Genomic DNA, 16788 nt, shown 5'->3' on the forward strand with positions numbered 1-16788 from the left:
GAGCCACACATCATGACCGACAACGACTCTGCCGCGGCGCACATCGACGTCGCCATCATCGGTGCCGGCTTCGGCGGTCTCGGAGCTGGAATACGGCTCGAACAGGAAGGCCGCGGCGACTTTCTGATCTTCGAGCGTGACAGCGCGGTCGGCGGGACGTGGCACGTGAACACCTATCCCGGTGCCCAGTGCGACATTCCCTCGGCGCTGTATTCGTTCTCGTTCGCACCCAACCCGGACTGGACCCGCCTGTATCCGCTGCAGCCCGAGATCGAGCAGTACCTCAACGACTGCACCGACCGGTTCGGTATCCGGGATCGAATCCGGTTCGGACACGAGGTGCTCGACGCGACGTGGGACGACGACCGGGCGCGTTGGATCGTGCGAACGAGCGGCGGAACATGGACTTCCCGGATTCTGATCGGAGCCCTCGGCCCGTTCAGTGAACCCGCCACTCCGAGTATCGACGGCCTGGACTCGTTCTCGGGCAGCGTCTTTCACTCGGCTCGGTGGAACCACGAGCATTCGGTCGAGGGTAGGCGTCTTGCCGTCATCGGCACCGGCGCATCGGCGGTACAGTTCGTACCCCGACTCGCTCCGTCGGCCGCACATCTGACGCTTTTTCAACGCACGCCCACGTGGATCCTTCCCCACCCGGACCGTCCCATCTCCGAGTCCGGCAGATCCGCGCTCAGGAAGTTTCCGGCGGCTCAGCGTGCCATGCGTCGTACGTTCGATCTGTTCCAGGAAGCTCTGGTGCCCGGCCTGATTCGGCACCGCGCCCTGCTGACGCCGTTGACTGCACTGGGCCGGGCTCACCTACGCAGACAGGTGAAGGATACCGTACTTCGTGAGAAGCTCACTCCCACCTACACATTCGGCTGCAAGCGGCCGACGTTCTCGAACAAGTTCTACCCCGCCCTGTGCCGCGACAACGTCACCGTCGAGACCACCGCCATCTCCCGCGTCGTGCCCGAGGGCGTCGTCACGACCGACGGAACGGTCCACGAGGTCGACACCATCGTTCTCGGAACAGGTTTCACCGTCGCCGGGCATTCAGGCTTTCGGCGCATCGTCGGTCGTGGCGGTCGGTCGTTGGCGCAGACCTGGCCCGACGGAGAGATGTCGTCGTATCGAGGGACGACGGTGCACGGCTTTCCGAACTTCTTCATGGTGCTCGGCCCCAATTCGGTGGTGTACACCTCGCAGGTCGTCACCATCGAAGCGCAGGTGAACTACGTTCTCGCAGCACTGCGAGCGATGGACGACAAAAGCTTGGCCGCAATCGACGTCACCCGCACTGCACAAACGGAATTCGCGGACTACACGGACGAACGGTTGGCCGGTTCGGTGTGGAACTCGGGTGGGTGCAGCAGCTACTACCTGAGCCCATCGGGCCGCAACGTCACCTACTGGCCGGGTTCGGTACGCAACTTCACCCGTCGTATGTCGACCATCGAACTCGACCACTATTCCTGCCGCAGTGCCACTGTCGATGTGCCGGGCACACTCGCCGTCACCGAGGAGTCCGCATGAAGAACCACATGGACCTCACCGGCAAGGTCGCACTGGTGACCGGCGGTGCACGCGGCATCGGTGCCGCGACCGTAGCGAAACTGGTGACCGCCGGTGCGTCCGTGGCAGTGGTGGATCTTCACTTCCCGACCGACGCGGCTGGTGCTGCACGGGTGTTGCTGTTGACCGGGGACGTCACGGATCCGGAGGCGATGACGGAGTGCGTGCAGGCGACGGTGCGCGCCTTCGGCGGGATCGACATCGTGATCGCCAACGCCGGCATCACACCGCCGCCTGCCACCATCAGGACCGTCGACCGCGCGGTCTTCGACTCCGTCATGGCGGTCAACTTCGGCGGTGTGCTCACCATCGTCCGCGCCGCGGCGGACGAGATCGTGACCAGTGGTGGACACATTTTGCTCGTATCGTCCTGTGCTGCATTCACTCCCGGCATGGACGGGTCTGCCTACATGGTCAGTAAGGCAGCCGTGGAACAACTGGGCCGCGCGCTACGCATCGAACTCGCCGCGGTCGGTGCATCGGCCGGTCTGGCGTACTTCGGGGTGGTCGACACCGATCTGGCGCGCCACACCCTCGACAACGATCCGATGGGCCAGCGGATCGGTGCTTTTCTCCCCTGGCCGTTGAGCCGTCGACTCCCGTCCCCACGGGCGGCGGACCTCCTGGTCGACGCGGTCCGTACGCGTCGAGCACGGCTGATCGCCCCTGCAGTGTGGGCACCGTACTTCTGGTTCCGTGGGATCCTCAACCCGATCCTGGAGTGGAAGCTACTGCGTGACAACGCAGTCGGCGATATCATTCGCGACCTCGAACACAGCCGGGCGCACTGACACCCGGACGGGCCCGTTAAGCGTCGACGCTGGGAACCGCGTCCAGCGGAGGCAGGGTTCGCGAACACAGCTCGCGCGCATCCGCGTCGGACATTCCGAGGGCGAGCAGCACGCTGTGCGCCATGTTGTCGACGGCATCGACGTCGCTACGTTCCGGCTGTTCGAGCAGTAGTTGCCCCATGCCCAGCAGTGCCCCCGCTGCCAGAGCCAGAGCCAGCTGGGTGTCCTGCACGCGGAAGTGCCCGGTCAGTACTCCGGCTTCGATGTCGCGCGAGGCCCGCGGACCGAGACCGTGCTTCGAGGTGATCAACTCCGGCCCGGAGTGGATGAGCACTCGGCTCAGATCCGGTTGTTGCCGGAACAGTCGGCCGGCGATGCGGAACGACCGGGTGAACGCTTCCGCGGGATCGTCCTCGTCGTCGCTCAACGAGTCCAGGTAGATGCCCAACAGCTCGAGGGCCCCGTCGACCGCAGCCTGGAACAGCTGCTCTCGGCTCTCGAAATGGTTGTAGAACGACCCCATGCCGACGTCTGCGGCCTGAGTGATCTCGGCAATCGGCACGTGCAATTCGCCGCGGGCGATGAAGCTCTGCGCGGCAGAGATCAGGGCACCGCGCGTGCGCGCTTTACGTCGCTCGAGGCGATTCGGGGTTTCGGTCATGGTCCCTACTCCTGAGTGCACTTGTCGCCGCCTTGACCCTTCCTCACCGCTGACGAATTTGTCAACACTCTTGACTGACCAATTAGTCATAGGTGACGATAGTGTCACCAACGAGGGAGGGCTGATGGGACACGACGTCGACGGCCACAAGAACATGCATGTGGATCAGGGCGCGCTTCCAGGCGAACACCCGGGGAAAGCCAGCGATCCGATCATCAAGGTGCGCGACATCGCGTGGCTCGAGTTCCGCAAACCCGACCTGGCCAAGGCCGAGGCATTCGCGGTGGCGTTCGGTTTCACCGTCTCACTGCGCACGTCCGAGGAGATTCACCTGCGCGGCACGCACGTCGGGTCGCCGTGCGTGATCATCCGACGCGGCAAACGAACGCGGTTCGTCGGCGCGGCATTCGCTGCCGCAGAGGACGCCGACGTCGTCCGCCTCGCCGATGCCACCGGGCAGCGCGTGCACCGGCTACCCGACACACTCGGCGGCATCGCCGTCACTCTGACCGATCCGGGCGGACAGCCAGTGCAGATCGTGTCGGGCTACACCGAACATCCCGAACTGCCGGGCCAGGATGCACACACCTACAACTTCGGTGATCCACGCAACCGGATCAACGCCACCCAGAGGCCCCCGCGTCAGCCGGCGCGCGTCCAACGGCTCGGGCACGTGGTGCTGCAGCGAGTGGACTATCTGGAGAACCTGAACTGGTACCTGCACCACCTGGGTCTGATCGTCAGCGATTTCCTCTACTACGACGGCCAACGCGACCGCGGACCGGTGATGAGCTTCATCCGCTGTGATCGGGGCAGCATCCCGTCCGATCACCACACACTCGCGATGACTCTCGGCCCGTCGAATCGCTACGTGCACTCGGCGTACCAGGTGACCGACATCGACGCCATCGCCGCCGGTGGCGAATTCCTCACCGAGCGTGGGTACAAGCACTCCTGGGGCATCGGCAGACACATCCAGGGCAGTCAGATCTTCGACTACTGGCGTGATCCCGACGGTTTCCTGGTAGAGCATTTCAGCGACGGCGACATGTTCGACAGCTCGCTCGAACCCGGCTGGGCACCGATGACGGCATCCGGCCTCGCCCAGTGGGGCCCACCGGCATCGAAGGACTTTCTCGGTATCGCCCCGAGCAAAGCCTCTCTGCACGAGCTCAAATCGATCCTGTCCTCCCTACGCACCGACAACGAGTTCGACACCGAACGCCTTCGTGGCCTGATGAAAGTGGCTTCCTCATGAGCATCGCTGTACTACGCACCGCCGACGCCTGGTGGGTCGAGACCCCGGCCGGGGCGTCGCGCATCGACACGTCGGCAACCACGACCGCCGAGCTTCTCGCCGATCGCGCCGCTGTGGACGCAGCGCGTACCGGCACCGATGTGGTTGCAGTGGAGACGCTTTCGCTCCTCTCCCCGGTCACCGCACCGTGCCGGGTAGTGGCGAACATGACCAATTTCGTCTCGCACGTCAAGGACTCGGGAATGAACCCCGACACGGTGCCACTGACGTTCTTTCGGAAGACGTCCGGTTCGATCAGCGGCCCCACCGACGACATCGTCAAGCCGCCACACGTGAAACTCCTCGACTACGAAATCGAGATCGGCCTCGTGTTCGGCAAGACGCTGACCGTCGGCACCACTATCGACGCCACCAACGTGGCCGAGTACGTCGCCGGACTCGTCATCACCAACGACGTATCGGCGCGAGACGTCCAACTACCGAAAACCCAGTTCTACGAGGGCAAGTCGTACCCCACGTTCACGCCGGTCGGCCCACGACTGCTCCTTCTCGAGGCCGGAGAATTCGACCGGTTCGGCGAGCTGACTCTGACACTGCGCGTCAACGGGACTGTGCGACAGGACAGTACCGTCGCAGACATGATCTACCGTCCCGTCGAATCTCTGAAGGCGCTGAGCAAGTTCCAGCGGCTCGACGCGGGAGATCTGCTGCTCACCGGCACTCCCGGCGGCACCGCGCTGAAGGCTCCGGCCAAGCCGATCGAGATGATCGGATCTCTGATCCCGCCCGCGCTCAAGTGGAAGGTGTTCTTCAAGAAGCAGGCCAAGAATCCCGACTTCCTGCAGGACGGCGACGTTCTCGAACTGACGTGCTCCACCCCCGACGGTTCCCTCGACCTGGGAGTGCAGCGCACCCGGGTCTCGTACCGATGACCGAACGCGGATCCGACGGCACCCACTACCCGGTGGTCATCGTCGGATCCGGCCCGACGGGCATGACGGCCGCTCTACTGTTGGCGCAGTACGGCATCTCCTGCCTGGTGCTCGATCGCTGGGCCGACGTCTATCCGCAGCCGCGCGCAGTACATCTCGACGACGAGGTGTACCGAATTCTGCACGACATCGGTGTCGCGGAGGATTTCGCCGGCATCTCACGTCCCGGCCGCGGGCTGCGACTGTGCACCAAAGATCTGCGCACCCTGGCCGAGTTCGAGCGCGATCCCGACGACAGACCGCACGGCTATCCCCAGGCGAACATGTTCGATCAACCGGACCTCGAGCGTCTCATGCGCACACACGTCGCCCGATACGAGACGATCGAGATGCGCGGCGGGTGCGAGATCACCGACGTGCAGAACCTGAAAGATGCTGTCCGAGTGTCGTACACATCCACCGAGGACGACACCCCACACTGGGTGACCGCGGATTACGTACTGGGCTGCGACGGTGCCAACAGCATCGTGCGCCGGTCTATCGGGTCGAAGATGGAGGACCTCGGGTTCGCGCAACGGTGGTTGGTGATCGATATCGCCACCGATGCCGAACTCGATCAGTGGGACGGCGTTCACCAGGTGTGCGACTCCGAACGATCCGCCACGTACATGCGGATCGGCTCCACCCGCTACCGCTGGGAGTTTCGGATGCTCGACGGCGAAACCCTCGACGAGTTCGGGGATCTCGCGGCCGTCCGGCCGCTCATTGCGCCGTGGCTGCGGCACGTCGACGACCCCGCCATGGAGCTGATTCGGAGCGCCGAGTACACATTTCGGGCGCAGGTCGCCGGCCGTTGGCGAGATCGACGTGTGTTCGTCCTCGGCGACGCGGCGCACTTGACTCCACCGTTCATCGGACAGGGAATGGGCGCGGGTCTGCGCGATGCGCGCAACCTGGTCTGGAAGATCGCCGGGGCCCTCGACGGGCACGTCTCCGATTCGGCACTCGACAGTTACGAAATCGAGCGAAAGACTCATGCCACGGCCATGATTCGGATGGCCGTCGCCATGGGCTGGACAATGACCGGTGGCAGCCGACTGACCGGAATTCTGCGCACCACGCTCGCACCGGCTCTCGGCCACCTGCCCCTCATCGGAGCGAAGGTGTCCGACAGCGCCACTCCCCCGCTCACCCGTTCCGATTTCGTCCAGCGTCCGGCAGCGCAGATCCGTTCGGTGATAGGCGCGCTGTGCCCCAACAGCTCCCTGGACAACGGCGCCCGACTGGACAGCATCGCGCCGGGACAGTTTCTCTTCGTCTCGACGACCCCGTTGACCGTCGAACAGCGACGCGAGATCGATCGTCGTGGCGCTGTCGTCGTCGAGGTCGCGGCCTCCTCCGAGCTCGGGCTGTGGTTGCGGCGCGGTCACGCGGTAGCGGCTGTCGTACGACCGGACCGAACCGTCATGGCGGCGGGTAAGTCGGTGCCGGCCTTGCACACCCGAGTTCCGAGCACCAGGTTGCGACGAATCGATCGAACCACTCCCACGGCGGCAGTAGCCACCCCGAGAACCAGAAACACCGCAACGAAGAGGCGCAGATGAATACCGCACTTGTCACCGGAGCCACGTCCGGTATCGGCCAAGCCGTCGCCGAACTACTGCTCGCTCGCGGCTACCGCGTCATCGGTACGAGCCGCAGTTGTTCCACCGTGGTCGACCCCATCCCCGGGGTCGAGTACCGAGATCTCGATCTGACCGACCCGGACTCCATCCGGACGTTCGTCGACGGACTGGCCGACGTGGAGATCGATGTTCTGATCAACAATGCGGGCGAAAGCCAGTGCGGCCCCGTCGAGGAACTCCCCATCGAGGCGGTCACCCGGCTGTTCCAGCTCAACGTGTTCGGTGCCGTCGAGCTCATGCAAGCCGTACTGCCGGGGATGCGCGAACGCCGTCGGGGCAAGGTCGTCAACATCGGCTCGATGCTGGCCAGCTTCCCGTTGGCCTATCGCTCGTCCTACGCCGCGACCAAGGCAGCGATCAAGGGCTTCTCGACAGCGGCCCGCTTCGAGCTCGCGCCCTACGGGGTGGACGTCACCACGGTCGAGCCCGGCTCCATCGCCACCGGACTCTCCGCCCGCCGCACCAAGTACTGCGGACCGCATTCGCCGTATCTGCGCGATTTCACGACAGTGATCTCGCACCTCGACGCCAAAGAGGCACAAGGCATCTCGGCGGACACCGTGGCCGAGACGGTCCTGAAAGCCGTCGAGGACAAGAGGACTCGACCCCTCTACGCCGTCGGCAGCAATGCTCCCGCAGTGTTCATGGCGCAGCGACTGCTGCCGCGCACCGTGCTCGAAAAGTTCACCGCCCGGGCATACGGACTGCCCAGCAAGCGACCGGTGACCTAACGGAACAGCCCTGCGACGAACGGAATCGTGTCGGCCTGTGATTGCACGAGCGTTCCGCTGTGATCGGCGTCGTAGGGTCGGAAGGTCACCGGCTGACCGTTGGCGGTGAGCCTGGCGACGTAGGCGGCGGTGGTCGGGAACGGGACATCGGTGTCCCGTAGGCCGTGACCCATGAAGAACGGCTTGTCGAAGCCGGCCTCGGGCATGGCCATGTAGTCGTCGAGTACTGCGGTGAAATTCGGCAGGCTGGTCAACGGCGCAGTGAAGAAATCACCGACCTTGACGCCCTCGAGCTGCTCCTCGAGGTCCGCGACACAGGCCGTCTCGGCCAGATCCGCGTACTTCTTTCCGGCGGGGGTGAGGATATCGTCCAGGCCCAGCTCGGGGTGCGAATAGCGAAGAGCCGCAGCGATGTACACGACGTACGCGGTCAGACCGGCCGGGAGCGCCACCGGCGGCATCCCCGGTCCGCCGATCGAGACGAGCTTCTCGATGTACGCGGGAGTTCCGGTACCCACTGCGCCGCGATAGTCCAGATCCGGTCCACCGAATTCGGTTGCGTAGCGCGCGGTGTAGATCGCTGCGCCGCCGCCCTGGGATTGTCCGACCGTCACCCACTTGCGCGAGAGTTGGTCGCTGTAGTTGCGGCCCGCCTTCACCATGTCGACCACGTTGTGCGCCGTGGTCCGCCCGTCCAGATATGCCTGCAATCCTTCGGTGCCGAGGCCGGCATAGTCACTGGCCACAACGGCGTATCCCTGCGCGAGCCAGTTGCCGAGGTACGGCAGATCTCGTTCGGCCAGCGCCGGTCCCGCAACCGAGGGCGCACACGAGTCACCGAGCCCGGAGGTGCCGTGGGCCCACGAGATCACCGGCCAACCGCCCTCGGGCGCAGTGCCCTGCGGGAGGAAGACGGTGCCGGTGCTGAGCGCCTTCTCGCCGAACGTATCGGTGGTGACGTAGGTGAGCACCTCGGCCGAGGACGAACCGGGGATCCAGAATTCCTGCGGTAGAGCGCGACTGGAGACGACGTCGCCGATGCTCTGGGTGATCGTCGGCGCTGCGGAGGCCGGGGCGGTCAGCAGGCCAGAAGCCATACTCGACGCCAGCGCCGTAACTACTGCGAGGGCACCGATCCGACGACGAGCGATCACTGGGTCTCCGTTGCATTCGAGTGTGCGCCACCGCGTTCGTCGATGCGCGCCACCTTGTAATACACGACCGCGCCGATCCAGACAACGAAAAATGTGCCGACGACGAGTTGGCCGGCAAGGTTGAGGTCGATGACGGCCAGTGCGTCCCACAGGCCACCGGTCAGCTCGAACTGCTCGGCAAGCAGCGTCAGCAGCTGGACCGTCCCGATCACCAACGCAACGAAGACCGACAGGCCCGTCATCGTCATGTTGTAGTAGATCTTGCGGACCGGAGTGACGAACGCCCAGCCGTAAGCCTTGGACATGAAGATGCCGTCGATGGTGTCCATCGTGGTCATGCCCGCAGCGAACAGGACCGGAAGCGCGATGATGGCCATCGGTGGGAGCCCGCCGGCGATAGCGGTGGTGCCGGCGATCGCGAGTAGACCGACCTGAGTGGCGGTGTCGAAACCGAGTCCGAACAGCAAGCCGAGCGGGTACATCTGCCACGAATGGTTGATTATCTTGTCGTAGCGGCCCCGAAACAGTCGATTCATCAAGCCGCGCTTGGCCAACAGCTCGTCGAGCCCGGCCTCGGTGACGTCACCGCGTTTTGCGCGCCGCCAGACTCCGACGATGCCGGCGAGGACCGCGATGTTCAGCGCGGCGATGAGGTACAGGAAGGTTCCCGACACCAACGTGCCGATGATGCCGCCGACCCCGGCGAACGCGTCCTGAAACGCCGTCGCCTGCGACGCGACGAACGCAATCGCAGCGACGAAGACGAACACGACCGTCGAATGCCCGAGCGAGAAGAACAGCCCGACGGCCAACGGTCGCTTACCCTTCTGCAGCAGGAAGCGGGTGGTGTCGTCGATGGCGGCGATGTGATCGGCGTCGAACGCATGCCTGAGACCGAGGGTGTACGCCAGCACACCGGCTCCGGCGTAGACGAGAGTGCCGTCGGCTCCGGTGAGGCCGTGGATGCTGGGAATCGAGTCGTAGTGGGTGAACAGGCCCCAACCGATCACATGCAGAGCGGCGATGAAGCCGGCCATCGCCAGCAGTCGCGGCACCTCGTCACGAGTGAATCGACTCTGCCGTCGGCCGGTCTCGACGGGCGAAAGTTGGGTCGTCATGGTGATCATTGTCGCCGATTTAGGCGGTTTGCTCTTCCTGTGCGCGGCGCAGAGGTGACCTCAGCGCCCACTATTCGTATCTGCAGGCGGAATCCCGCTTACGTAGTCGAATTGTGGGCGCTGAGGTCAGTGCAATACCCCCAATGCCGCCAATGCCATTGCTCGAAGCACCGGTCGAGCATTGCGCGACGGCGTGCGGCCCGCGCTGTAGGGCGTGGAGTTGATGAGTCCGAACACCGCGTGCGCCGTAGTGCGCGCATCGGCCTCGTTCAATTCCGGGTCGACGGCACACAACGTCGACACCCACAGCTCCACGTACTCGCGCTGCATGCGGCGCACCTTGCGTCGCGCACCCTCAGGGAGGCTCTGCAGGTCGCGATCCTGAATCCGAATGAAAGCCGGTGTCTCGAAGGCGAAGTCGAGGTGGAAATCGACCAGGGCCGACACCGTCTCCTCATCGACCTTCCGCGAGCCGACCACCTCGCGACCGCCGTCGAGCAGATACTCCGAGATTCCGACCATCAGTTCGACGAGCACCGCCTCCTTGTTCGGGAAGTGGCGATAGACGGCCGGTCCACTGATGCCGACGGCAGCACCCAGATCCTCGAGCCGCACCGACGCGAACCCGCGTTCGGCGAACAGCGATGCCGCGGCATCGAGCAGTTGCTGCCGACGTTCGGCTTTGCGTTGCTCACGCACAGTGGCCGGCTTGACCTCGATCTCCTGCACTGCCACCCCCTCGAACCTGGACTCTCGGTTAATCGTAGTTTACTATCATGTCAGTTATCAACCATTAACTGAACCCTGTGTGACACCGACGTCCAACCCCTGAAGGCGTGCATCTCATGGCGATCGATACCGCTGCCAACCGCGCAGATCATCAGCTACTCGCGCAGCAGCTCTCCCAGAAGCTCGCCGTGGCAGCACTCGGCGGTAGCGAGAAGTCCCGGGAACGGCACATCGCCCGCGGCAAGCTGCTCCCCCGCGACCGCGTCGACGAACTCCTGGATCCGGGTAGCCCGTTCCTCGAGATCGCACCGCTGGCGGCCAACGGCCTGTACGACGACGAGTGCCCCGGGGCAGGCGTGATCGCCGGCATCGGTCGCGTGGCCGGTCGAGAGTGCATCATCATTGCCAACGACGCCACCGTCAAAGGCGGCACCTACTACCCGATGACGGTGAAGAAACACCTCCGCGCTCAAGAGATCGCCCTGCAGAACACACTGCCGTGCATCTACCTCGTCGACTCCGGTGGCGCATTCCTGCCGCGTCAGGACGAGGTGTTTCCCGACCGCGACCACTTCGGACGCATCTTCTTCAACCAGGCGACCATGAGCGCCAAAGGAATTGCGCAGATCGCCGCCGTGATGGGCTCCTGCACCGCGGGCGGGGCATACGTACCTGCGATGAGTGACGAGGCCATCATCGTCAAGAATCAGGGCACCATCTTCCTCGGCGGCCCGCCCCTGGTGAAAGCCGCGACCGGCGAGGTCGTCACCGCCGAAGAACTCGGTGGTGGAGACCTGCACTCCAAGGTCTCCGGAGTCACCGACCATCTGGCAGACGACGACCGCGACGCATTGCGCCGCGTCCGGAAGATCGTCTCCACCCTCGGGCCCCGCACGCCGCGGCCATGGGATGTCGTTCCCACCCGCGACCCGATCGTCGACCAGAGCGAGATCTACGACGTCGTCCCCACCGACCCACGCACCCCGTACGACGTGCGAGAGGTGATCACCCGGGTGGTCGACGCAGGCGAATTCGACGAGTTCAAAGCCGAATACGGCAAGACACTCGTCACCGGATTCGCCCACCTCCACGGCCATCCCGTCGGAATCATCGCCAACAACGGTGTGCTGTTCGCCGAATCTGCGATGAAGGGCGCGCATTTCATCGAACTCTGCGACAAGCGCAGCATCCCACTGGTGTTCTTGCAGAACATCACCGGCTTCATGGTCGGCCGAGACTACGAAGCCGGCGGCATCGCCAAGCACGGCGCGAAGATGGTCACCGCAGTGGCCTGCGCCCGCGTTCCGAAGATCACCGTCGTCATCGGCGGCTCGTACGGTGCAGGCAACTACTCCATGTGCGGCAGAGCGTATTCCCCGCGCTTCCTGTTCATGTGGCCGAATGCGCGGATCTCGGTGATGGGCGGCGAACAGGCAGCGTCCGTCCTTGCCACCGTCCGAGGTGACCAACTGGATGCGTCGGGTAATCCGTGGTCGGAGCAAGACCAGGAGGCCTTCAAAGCTCCGATTCGTGACCAGTACGAAAGTCAGGGCAACCCCTACTATTCGACGGCCCGGCTGTGGGACGACGGCATCATCGACCCCGCCGACACCAGAACTGTTCTTGGACTGGCACTCTCGGCGTGCGCCAATGCGCCGCTCGAGCCGGTCTCCTACGGCGTTTTCCGGATGTGAGAGAGATGACCACGATGTTGGACACCATTCTGATCGCCAACCGCGGTGAGATCGCGGTACGCGTCGCTCGAACGTTGCGCCGCATGGGCATTCGGACCGTCGCCGTCTACAGCGATGCGGACGCCGACGCCCGGCACGTCCGCGAGGCCGATACCGCGGTACGACTCGGCCCCGCCAGCGCACGCGAGAGCTACCTCGACATCGACAAGGTGATCGCCGCCGCGAAAGCCACCGGCGCACAGGGAATTCACCCCGGCTACGGATTTCTCTCGGAGAACCCCCACTTCGCTGCGGCCTGCGCCGAAGCCGGAATCGCATTCCTCGGACCGCCGGAAAAGGCCATCGAGGTGATGGGCGACAAGATCGCCGCCAAGGCCGCCGTCAGTGCCTTCGGCGTCCCCGTCGTACCCGGCATCTCTCGCCCTGGCCTGTCCGACGAGGACCTGATCGCCGGTGCCCCCGACGTCGGCTTCCCGGTCCTGGTCAAACCCTCGGCTGGGGGCGGCGGCAAAGGAATGCGCCTGGTCGAGCGCGCCGAGGCCTTGCCTGCCGCGCTGGCCAGTGCCCGCCGCGAGGCGGCCTCCTCGTTCGGCGACGACACGCTGTTCCTCGAGCGATTCGTGTTGCGGCCCCGGCACATCGAGGTGCAGATCCTCGCCGACGGTCACGGCAACGTCATCCACCTCGGTGAGCGTGAATGCAGCCTGCAGCGACGCCATCAGAAGGTCATCGAAGAAGCGCCGTCCCCACTGCTCGACGCGCAGACCCGAGCGCGTATCGGCGAGGCTGCCTGCAACACCGCTCGCAGCGTCGACTACTCCGGTGCCGGCACCGTCGAGTTCATCGTCTCCGCCGACCATCCCGACGACTTCTTCTTCATGGAGATGAACACTCGACTCCAGGTGGAACACCCGGTGACCGAGATGGTGACCGGCATCGACCTCGTGGAGTGGCAGGTCAGGATCGCCGCCGGCGAGCCACTGACGCTGAGTCAGCACGATATTCGACTGACCGGACACGCCATCGAAGCCCGCGTCTACGCCGAGGATCCCGGCCGCGAGTTCCTCCCGACCGGCGGCACCGTCGTCGGGTTGCGCGAGCCCACCGGCACGGGCATCCGCGTCGACTCCGGTCTCGCCATCGGCACCGAGGTGGGCAGCAATTACGACCCCATGCTCTCGAAGGTCATCGCGCACGGCCCCGATCGGACTACAGCGCTGCGCAGCCTGGATCGTGCGCTGGCCGATACCTCGGTACTCGGCGTCGTCACCAACATCGAGTTCGCTCGATTCCTGCTCGCCGACACCGAGGTCCGTGCCGGCAATCTCGACACCGGCCTACTGGACCGCCGCGTCGAGGATTTCGTTGCCGCCGACGCCCCCGACGAGGCGATGATCGCCGCAGCCACCGTCGCCTGGCTCGATACGTGGCAGGAGGCGGGCCAGGACATCTGGGCAACGCCGTCGGGCTGGCGGGTGGGAGCGCACGCACCGTTCCAGCTCCGGCTGACATCCGGCACTCGGACCGCGCACGTGTCCATCACCGGGACCCTCGATGCGGCGACGGTCGTCGTCGACGACGAAGAACCGCGCCGACTGCGGGCCTCCGCTACCGAGGATTCCATCGACCTCGTACTCGAGGATCGACGCGATTCGATGACCGTAGCCCGAAACGAATCGTCCACCTGGGTATCCAGCTCACGCGGCACCTGGAGAATCGATCGAATCGCCGAACCCAATGTGCGCGAGGACGACACGCAGTCCGGCGACGCAGAGATCCTCTCGCCGATGCCGGGTTCGATCATCGCGATCGGAACGACCTCCGGCAGCGCCGTCACCGCAGGCACGGCCATCGTCGTCGTCGAGGCGATGAAGATGGAACACACTTTGACCACGCCCATCGACGGCACCGTCGAACTCACAGTCGCAGTAGGAGATCAGGTCCGCGTCGACCAGGTCCTCGCCCGCATCGTTCCCACCGACACCGAAGAGGACAAGTCATGACCGAACATCTGTCGTCGTCCAATCTGCCCGACGAATACCAGCAACTGGTCAAATCCGTGGCGGACTTCACCCGCACCGTCGTCGCGCCGGTCTCGGCGAAACACGATGCCGAGCACTCCTTTCCGTACGAGGTGGTCGCAGGGATGGCCGAGATGGGCCTCTTCGGTCTGCCCTTCCCCGAGGAGTACGGCGGCATGGGCGGCGACTACTTCGCCCTGTGCCTGGCACTCGAAGAGCTCGGCAAGGTCGACCAGAGCGTCGCGATGACGCTCGAGGCAGGCGTCTCGCTCGGTGCCATGCCCGTCTACCGTTTCGGCAACGACGAGCAGAAGCAGCAGTGGCTACCCAAGCTCACCGCGGGCAAAGCTCTCGCGGCCTTCGGGTTGACCGAGCCGGGTGCCGGTAGCGACGCGGGCGGCACCAAGACCACTGCCAAGCGCGACGGCGGTGACTGGATCATCAACGGCAGCAAGCAGTTCATCACCAACTCCGGAACCGACATCACCGAACTGGTGACCGTCACCGCTGTGACCGGCGTCGACGAGACAACAGGACGCAAGCAGATCTCGTCGATCCTGGTGCCCACCGACACTCCCGGGTTCGTGGCCGAAGCTGCGTACAACAAGGTCGGCTGGAATGCCTCGGACACACACCCGCTCAGCTTCACCGATGTACGAGTCCCGCAGGAGAACCTGCTCGGCCAGGAAGGCCGCGGGTACGCGAACTTCCTGCACATCCTCGACGAGGGCCGGATCGCGATCGCCGCGGTATCGGTCGGTGCGGCTCAGGGTTGCGTCGACGAGAGCGTCAAGTACGCCAAGGAGCGCGAGGCATTCGGTGCTCCGATCGCGCGCAATCAGGCGATCTCGTTCAAGATCGCCCGCATGGAAGCACGCGCACACACCGCGCGGACGGCGTACTACGACGCGGCGGCACTGATGTTGGCCGGCAAGCCGTTCAAGAAGGCCGCGTCCATCGCCAAGCTCGTGGCCTCCGAGGCTGCGATGGACAACGCCCGCGACGCGACGCAGATTCACGGCGGCTACGGATTCATGAACGAGTACGTCGTCGCCCGTCACTACCGCGACAGCAAGATCCTCGAAATCGGCGAAGGCACCACCGAGGTTCAGCTGATGCTCATCGCCCGGAGCTTGGGGCTATGAGCGACAAGCGCATTCGGCAACGCGGCCTGTGGTTCGAGGAGATGCAGCTCGGTACCGTCTACGAACATCGCCCCGGACGGACCATCACCGAGGCCGACAACACGCTGTTCACCACGCAGACGATGAACACCCAGGCCCTGCATCTCGATGCCGCCTACAGTGAGACAACCTCTTTCGGTCAGCGGCTGGTGAACTCGATGTTCACCGTGTCCACCCTCGTCGGATTGTCGGTGACGCAGCTGACCCAGGGCACGATTGTCGCCAACCTCGGCTTCTCCGAGGTCTCCTTCCCGAAGCCGCTGTTTCACGGCGACACCCTCTACGCGGAGACGGTGATCTCGGACAAGCGCGAATCCAAGTCCCGCCCCGGCGAGGGAATCGTGACGTTCACCCACACCGGTCGAAATCAGCACGGTGACGTCGTCGCGATCGCCGTCCGCAAGACTCTCGTCCGGATGCGGCCCGAGGACGACGCGTCGTGACCTGGATTCCCCCTGGCCCGGCGTGGCTGTTCTGTCCCGCTGATCGACCCGAGCGATACGAGAAGGCAGCGGCCCGAGCCGATGTCGTCATTCTGGATCTCGAGGACGCTGTCGGTGCCGCGGACAAAGCCGGCGCTCGCGAGTCCGTGGTGTCGACACCTCTGGACCCGTCGCGCACCATCGTTCGAGTCAACGCGCACGGCACCGAAGACCAGGCTGCCGACCTCGACGCGTTGCAGCGCACCGAGTACACGACCGTCATGTTGCCCAAGTGTGAATCTGCCGGTCAGATAACAGCTCTGGCATCACTGAATGTCGTCGCACTGATCGAATCCCCGCTCGGCGCGATGACGGTCTTCGACGCACTCGCAGCCGACAATGCCATCGGTGCCATGTGGGGTGCCGAGGATCTGGTCGCTGCGATGGGCGGGAATTCGAGTCGACTGGGCGACGGCCGCTACCGCGATGTCGCACAGCATGTTCGATCGCAGACATTGCTGGCCGCCAAGGCGCGGGGACTGTTCGCGCTCGATTCGGTCTACCTCGACATCCCCGATCTCGACGGGGTGCGCGCCGAGGCCGACGACGCTGTAGCCGTGGGCTTCGACGGCAAAGTGGCCATCCACCCCAGCCACATCCCCGTCATTCGCGAGGCCTATGCGCCCACGGTCGAGGAAATGGACTGGGCCACAGCCGTACTCGACGCCGTCGAGCACAATCGCGGGGTGTTCGCCTTCCGAGGTCAGATGGTGGACGCACCGGTGCTGGCGCATGCTCGACGCATCGTCGCCCGCCGACCGATGTAGTTGCAG

Annotated in this window: 15 protein-coding genes; 11 read left to right on the forward strand and 4 right to left on the reverse strand. The window is 64.8% G+C overall.

Translation table 11 applies throughout. From position 1 onward, the window contains the following. Window positions 1-12: 12 nt before the first annotated feature. Window positions 13-1536, forward strand: a complete 1524-nt coding sequence (locus tag VF34_RS12425; protein WP_045841495.1) for a flavin-containing monooxygenase — start codon at window positions 13-15, stop codon at window positions 1534-1536. Continuing rightward, window positions 1533-2366 (forward strand): SDR family NAD(P)-dependent oxidoreductase, encoded by an 834-nt coding sequence (locus VF34_RS12430; RefSeq protein ID WP_045841496.1) that lies wholly within the window; start codon window positions 1533-1535, stop codon window positions 2364-2366. Before VF34_RS12425 ends, VF34_RS12430 begins: the two co-directional genes overlap by 4 nt. Window positions 2367-2382: 16 nt before the next feature. Here the strand turns inward: VF34_RS12430 and VF34_RS12435 are convergent, their stop codons facing one another. Continuing rightward, window positions 2383-3027: a TetR/AcrR family transcriptional regulator gene (locus VF34_RS12435; protein WP_027494706.1), complete on the reverse strand. Its 645-nt coding sequence runs from the start codon at window positions 3025-3027 to the stop codon at window positions 2383-2385. A 124-nt stretch (window positions 3028-3151) separates the two neighbouring features. Here VF34_RS12435 and VF34_RS12440 point away from each other — a divergent pair, with 124 nt between their 5' ends. The 4 genes from VF34_RS12440 to VF34_RS12455 are packed head-to-tail and all read left to right on the forward strand — an operon-like array spanning window position 3152 to window position 7633. Beyond that, window positions 3152-4285 carry a VOC family protein gene (locus VF34_RS12440; protein ID WP_045841497.1) on the forward strand — a complete coding sequence of 378 codons (1134 nt, stop codon included), beginning with the start codon at window positions 3152-3154 and terminating at the stop codon, window positions 4283-4285. Further along, window positions 4282-5217, forward strand: coding sequence for a fumarylacetoacetate hydrolase family protein (locus VF34_RS12445; RefSeq protein WP_045841498.1), 936 nt, complete (start codon window positions 4282-4284; stop codon window positions 5215-5217). Before VF34_RS12440 ends, VF34_RS12445 begins: the two co-directional genes overlap by 4 nt. Continuing rightward, a complete protein-coding gene (mhpA, locus tag VF34_RS12450) occupies window positions 5214-6821 on the forward strand; it encodes a bifunctional 3-(3-hydroxy-phenyl)propionate/3-hydroxycinnamic acid hydroxylase MhpA (protein ID WP_045841499.1) in 1608 nt (535 codons plus the stop codon). The genes VF34_RS12445 and mhpA overlap by 4 nt, the downstream gene beginning before the upstream one ends. Next, a complete protein-coding gene (locus VF34_RS12455; protein WP_032384207.1) occupies window positions 6818-7633 on the forward strand; it encodes an SDR family oxidoreductase in 816 nt (271 codons plus the stop codon). Before mhpA ends, VF34_RS12455 begins: the two co-directional genes overlap by 4 nt. On the opposite strand, the gene VF34_RS12460 is transcribed toward VF34_RS12455, so the two are convergent. The 3 genes from VF34_RS12460 to VF34_RS12470 form a co-directional block, all read right to left on the reverse strand. After that, the gene (locus VF34_RS12460; RefSeq protein ID WP_156158529.1) at window positions 7630-8730 is read right to left on the reverse strand and encodes an alpha/beta hydrolase family protein; all 1101 of its coding nucleotides are present in this window, start codon (window positions 8728-8730) and stop codon (window positions 7630-7632) included. The two genes, VF34_RS12455 and VF34_RS12460, sit on opposite strands and share 4 nt — an antisense overlap. A 53-nt stretch (window positions 8731-8783) precedes the next feature. Beyond that, complete coding sequence (locus VF34_RS12465) at window positions 8784-9905, reverse strand: Nickel transporter NicT (protein WP_045841671.1); 1122 nt, start codon at window positions 9903-9905, stop codon at window positions 8784-8786. Between the two features lie 126 nt (window positions 9906-10031). Continuing rightward, window positions 10032-10634 carry an SACE_7040 family transcriptional regulator gene (locus tag VF34_RS12470; protein WP_032373647.1) on the reverse strand — a complete coding sequence of 201 codons (603 nt, stop codon included), beginning with the start codon at window positions 10632-10634 and terminating at the stop codon, window positions 10032-10034. A gap of 116 nt (window positions 10635-10750) precedes the next feature. Between VF34_RS12470 and VF34_RS12475 the strand changes: the two genes are divergently transcribed. The 5 genes from VF34_RS12475 to VF34_RS12495 are packed head-to-tail and all read left to right on the forward strand — an operon-like array spanning window position 10751 to window position 16782. Beyond that, entirely contained in the window at window positions 10751-12328 is a 1578-nt protein-coding gene (locus tag VF34_RS12475; RefSeq protein ID WP_032373648.1) for a carboxyl transferase domain-containing protein, read from the forward strand. 5 nt (window positions 12329-12333) lie between these two features. Then, entirely contained in the window at window positions 12334-14331 is a 1998-nt protein-coding gene (locus VF34_RS12480; RefSeq protein ID WP_032373548.1) for an acetyl/propionyl/methylcrotonyl-CoA carboxylase subunit alpha, read from the forward strand. Then, window positions 14328-15494, forward strand: a complete 1167-nt coding sequence (locus tag VF34_RS12485; protein ID WP_027494717.1) for an acyl-CoA dehydrogenase family protein — start codon at window positions 14328-14330, stop codon at window positions 15492-15494. Before VF34_RS12480 ends, VF34_RS12485 begins: the two co-directional genes overlap by 4 nt. Further along, on the forward strand, window positions 15491-15976 hold the full coding sequence (locus VF34_RS12490; protein WP_032373549.1) for a MaoC family dehydratase: 486 nt from the start codon (window positions 15491-15493) through the stop codon (window positions 15974-15976). Before VF34_RS12485 ends, VF34_RS12490 begins: the two co-directional genes overlap by 4 nt. Beyond that, window positions 15973-16782 carry an HpcH/HpaI aldolase/citrate lyase family protein gene (locus VF34_RS12495; RefSeq protein WP_032373550.1) on the forward strand — a complete coding sequence of 270 codons (810 nt, stop codon included), beginning with the start codon at window positions 15973-15975 and terminating at the stop codon, window positions 16780-16782. Before VF34_RS12490 ends, VF34_RS12495 begins: the two co-directional genes overlap by 4 nt. Window positions 16783-16788 lie beyond the last annotated feature (6 nt).

It is taken from the genome of Rhodococcus sp. PML026, from assembly GCF_000963615.1.
GTDB classification, from domain to species: Bacteria; Actinomycetota; Actinomycetes; order Mycobacteriales; family Mycobacteriaceae; genus Rhodococcoides; species Rhodococcoides fascians.

Coding starts and splice junctions, on each gene's coding strand:
- mhpA (WP_045841499.1), top strand. CDS start 5,214: ATGACCGAACGCGGATCCGACGGCACCCACTACCCGGTGGTCATCGTC.
- VF34_RS12445 (WP_045841498.1), top strand. CDS start 4,282: ATGAGCATCGCTGTACTACGCACCGCCGACGCCTGGTGGGTCGAGACC.
- VF34_RS12455 (WP_032384207.1), top strand. CDS start 6,818: ATGAATACCGCACTTGTCACCGGAGCCACGTCCGGTATCGGCCAAGCC.
- VF34_RS12485 (WP_027494717.1), top strand. CDS start 14,328: ATGACCGAACATCTGTCGTCGTCCAATCTGCCCGACGAATACCAGCAA.
- VF34_RS12490 (WP_032373549.1), top strand. CDS start 15,491: ATGAGCGACAAGCGCATTCGGCAACGCGGCCTGTGGTTCGAGGAGATG.
- VF34_RS12475 (WP_032373648.1), top strand. CDS start 10,751: ATGGCGATCGATACCGCTGCCAACCGCGCAGATCATCAGCTACTCGCG.
- VF34_RS12435 (WP_027494706.1), bottom strand. CDS start 3,027: ATGACCGAAACCCCGAATCGCCTCGAGCGACGTAAAGCGCGCACGCGC.
- VF34_RS12460 (WP_156158529.1), bottom strand. CDS start 8,730: ATGGCTTCTGGCCTGCTGACCGCCCCGGCCTCCGCAGCGCCGACGATC.
- VF34_RS12465 (WP_045841671.1), bottom strand. CDS start 9,905: ATGACGACCCAACTTTCGCCCGTCGAGACCGGCCGACGGCAGAGTCGA.
- VF34_RS12480 (WP_032373548.1), top strand. CDS start 12,334: ATGACCACGATGTTGGACACCATTCTGATCGCCAACCGCGGTGAGATC.
- VF34_RS12440 (WP_045841497.1), top strand. CDS start 3,152: ATGGGACACGACGTCGACGGCCACAAGAACATGCATGTGGATCAGGGC.
- VF34_RS12425 (WP_045841495.1), top strand. CDS start 13: ATGACCGACAACGACTCTGCCGCGGCGCACATCGACGTCGCCATCATC.
- VF34_RS12430 (WP_045841496.1), top strand. CDS start 1,533: ATGAAGAACCACATGGACCTCACCGGCAAGGTCGCACTGGTGACCGGC.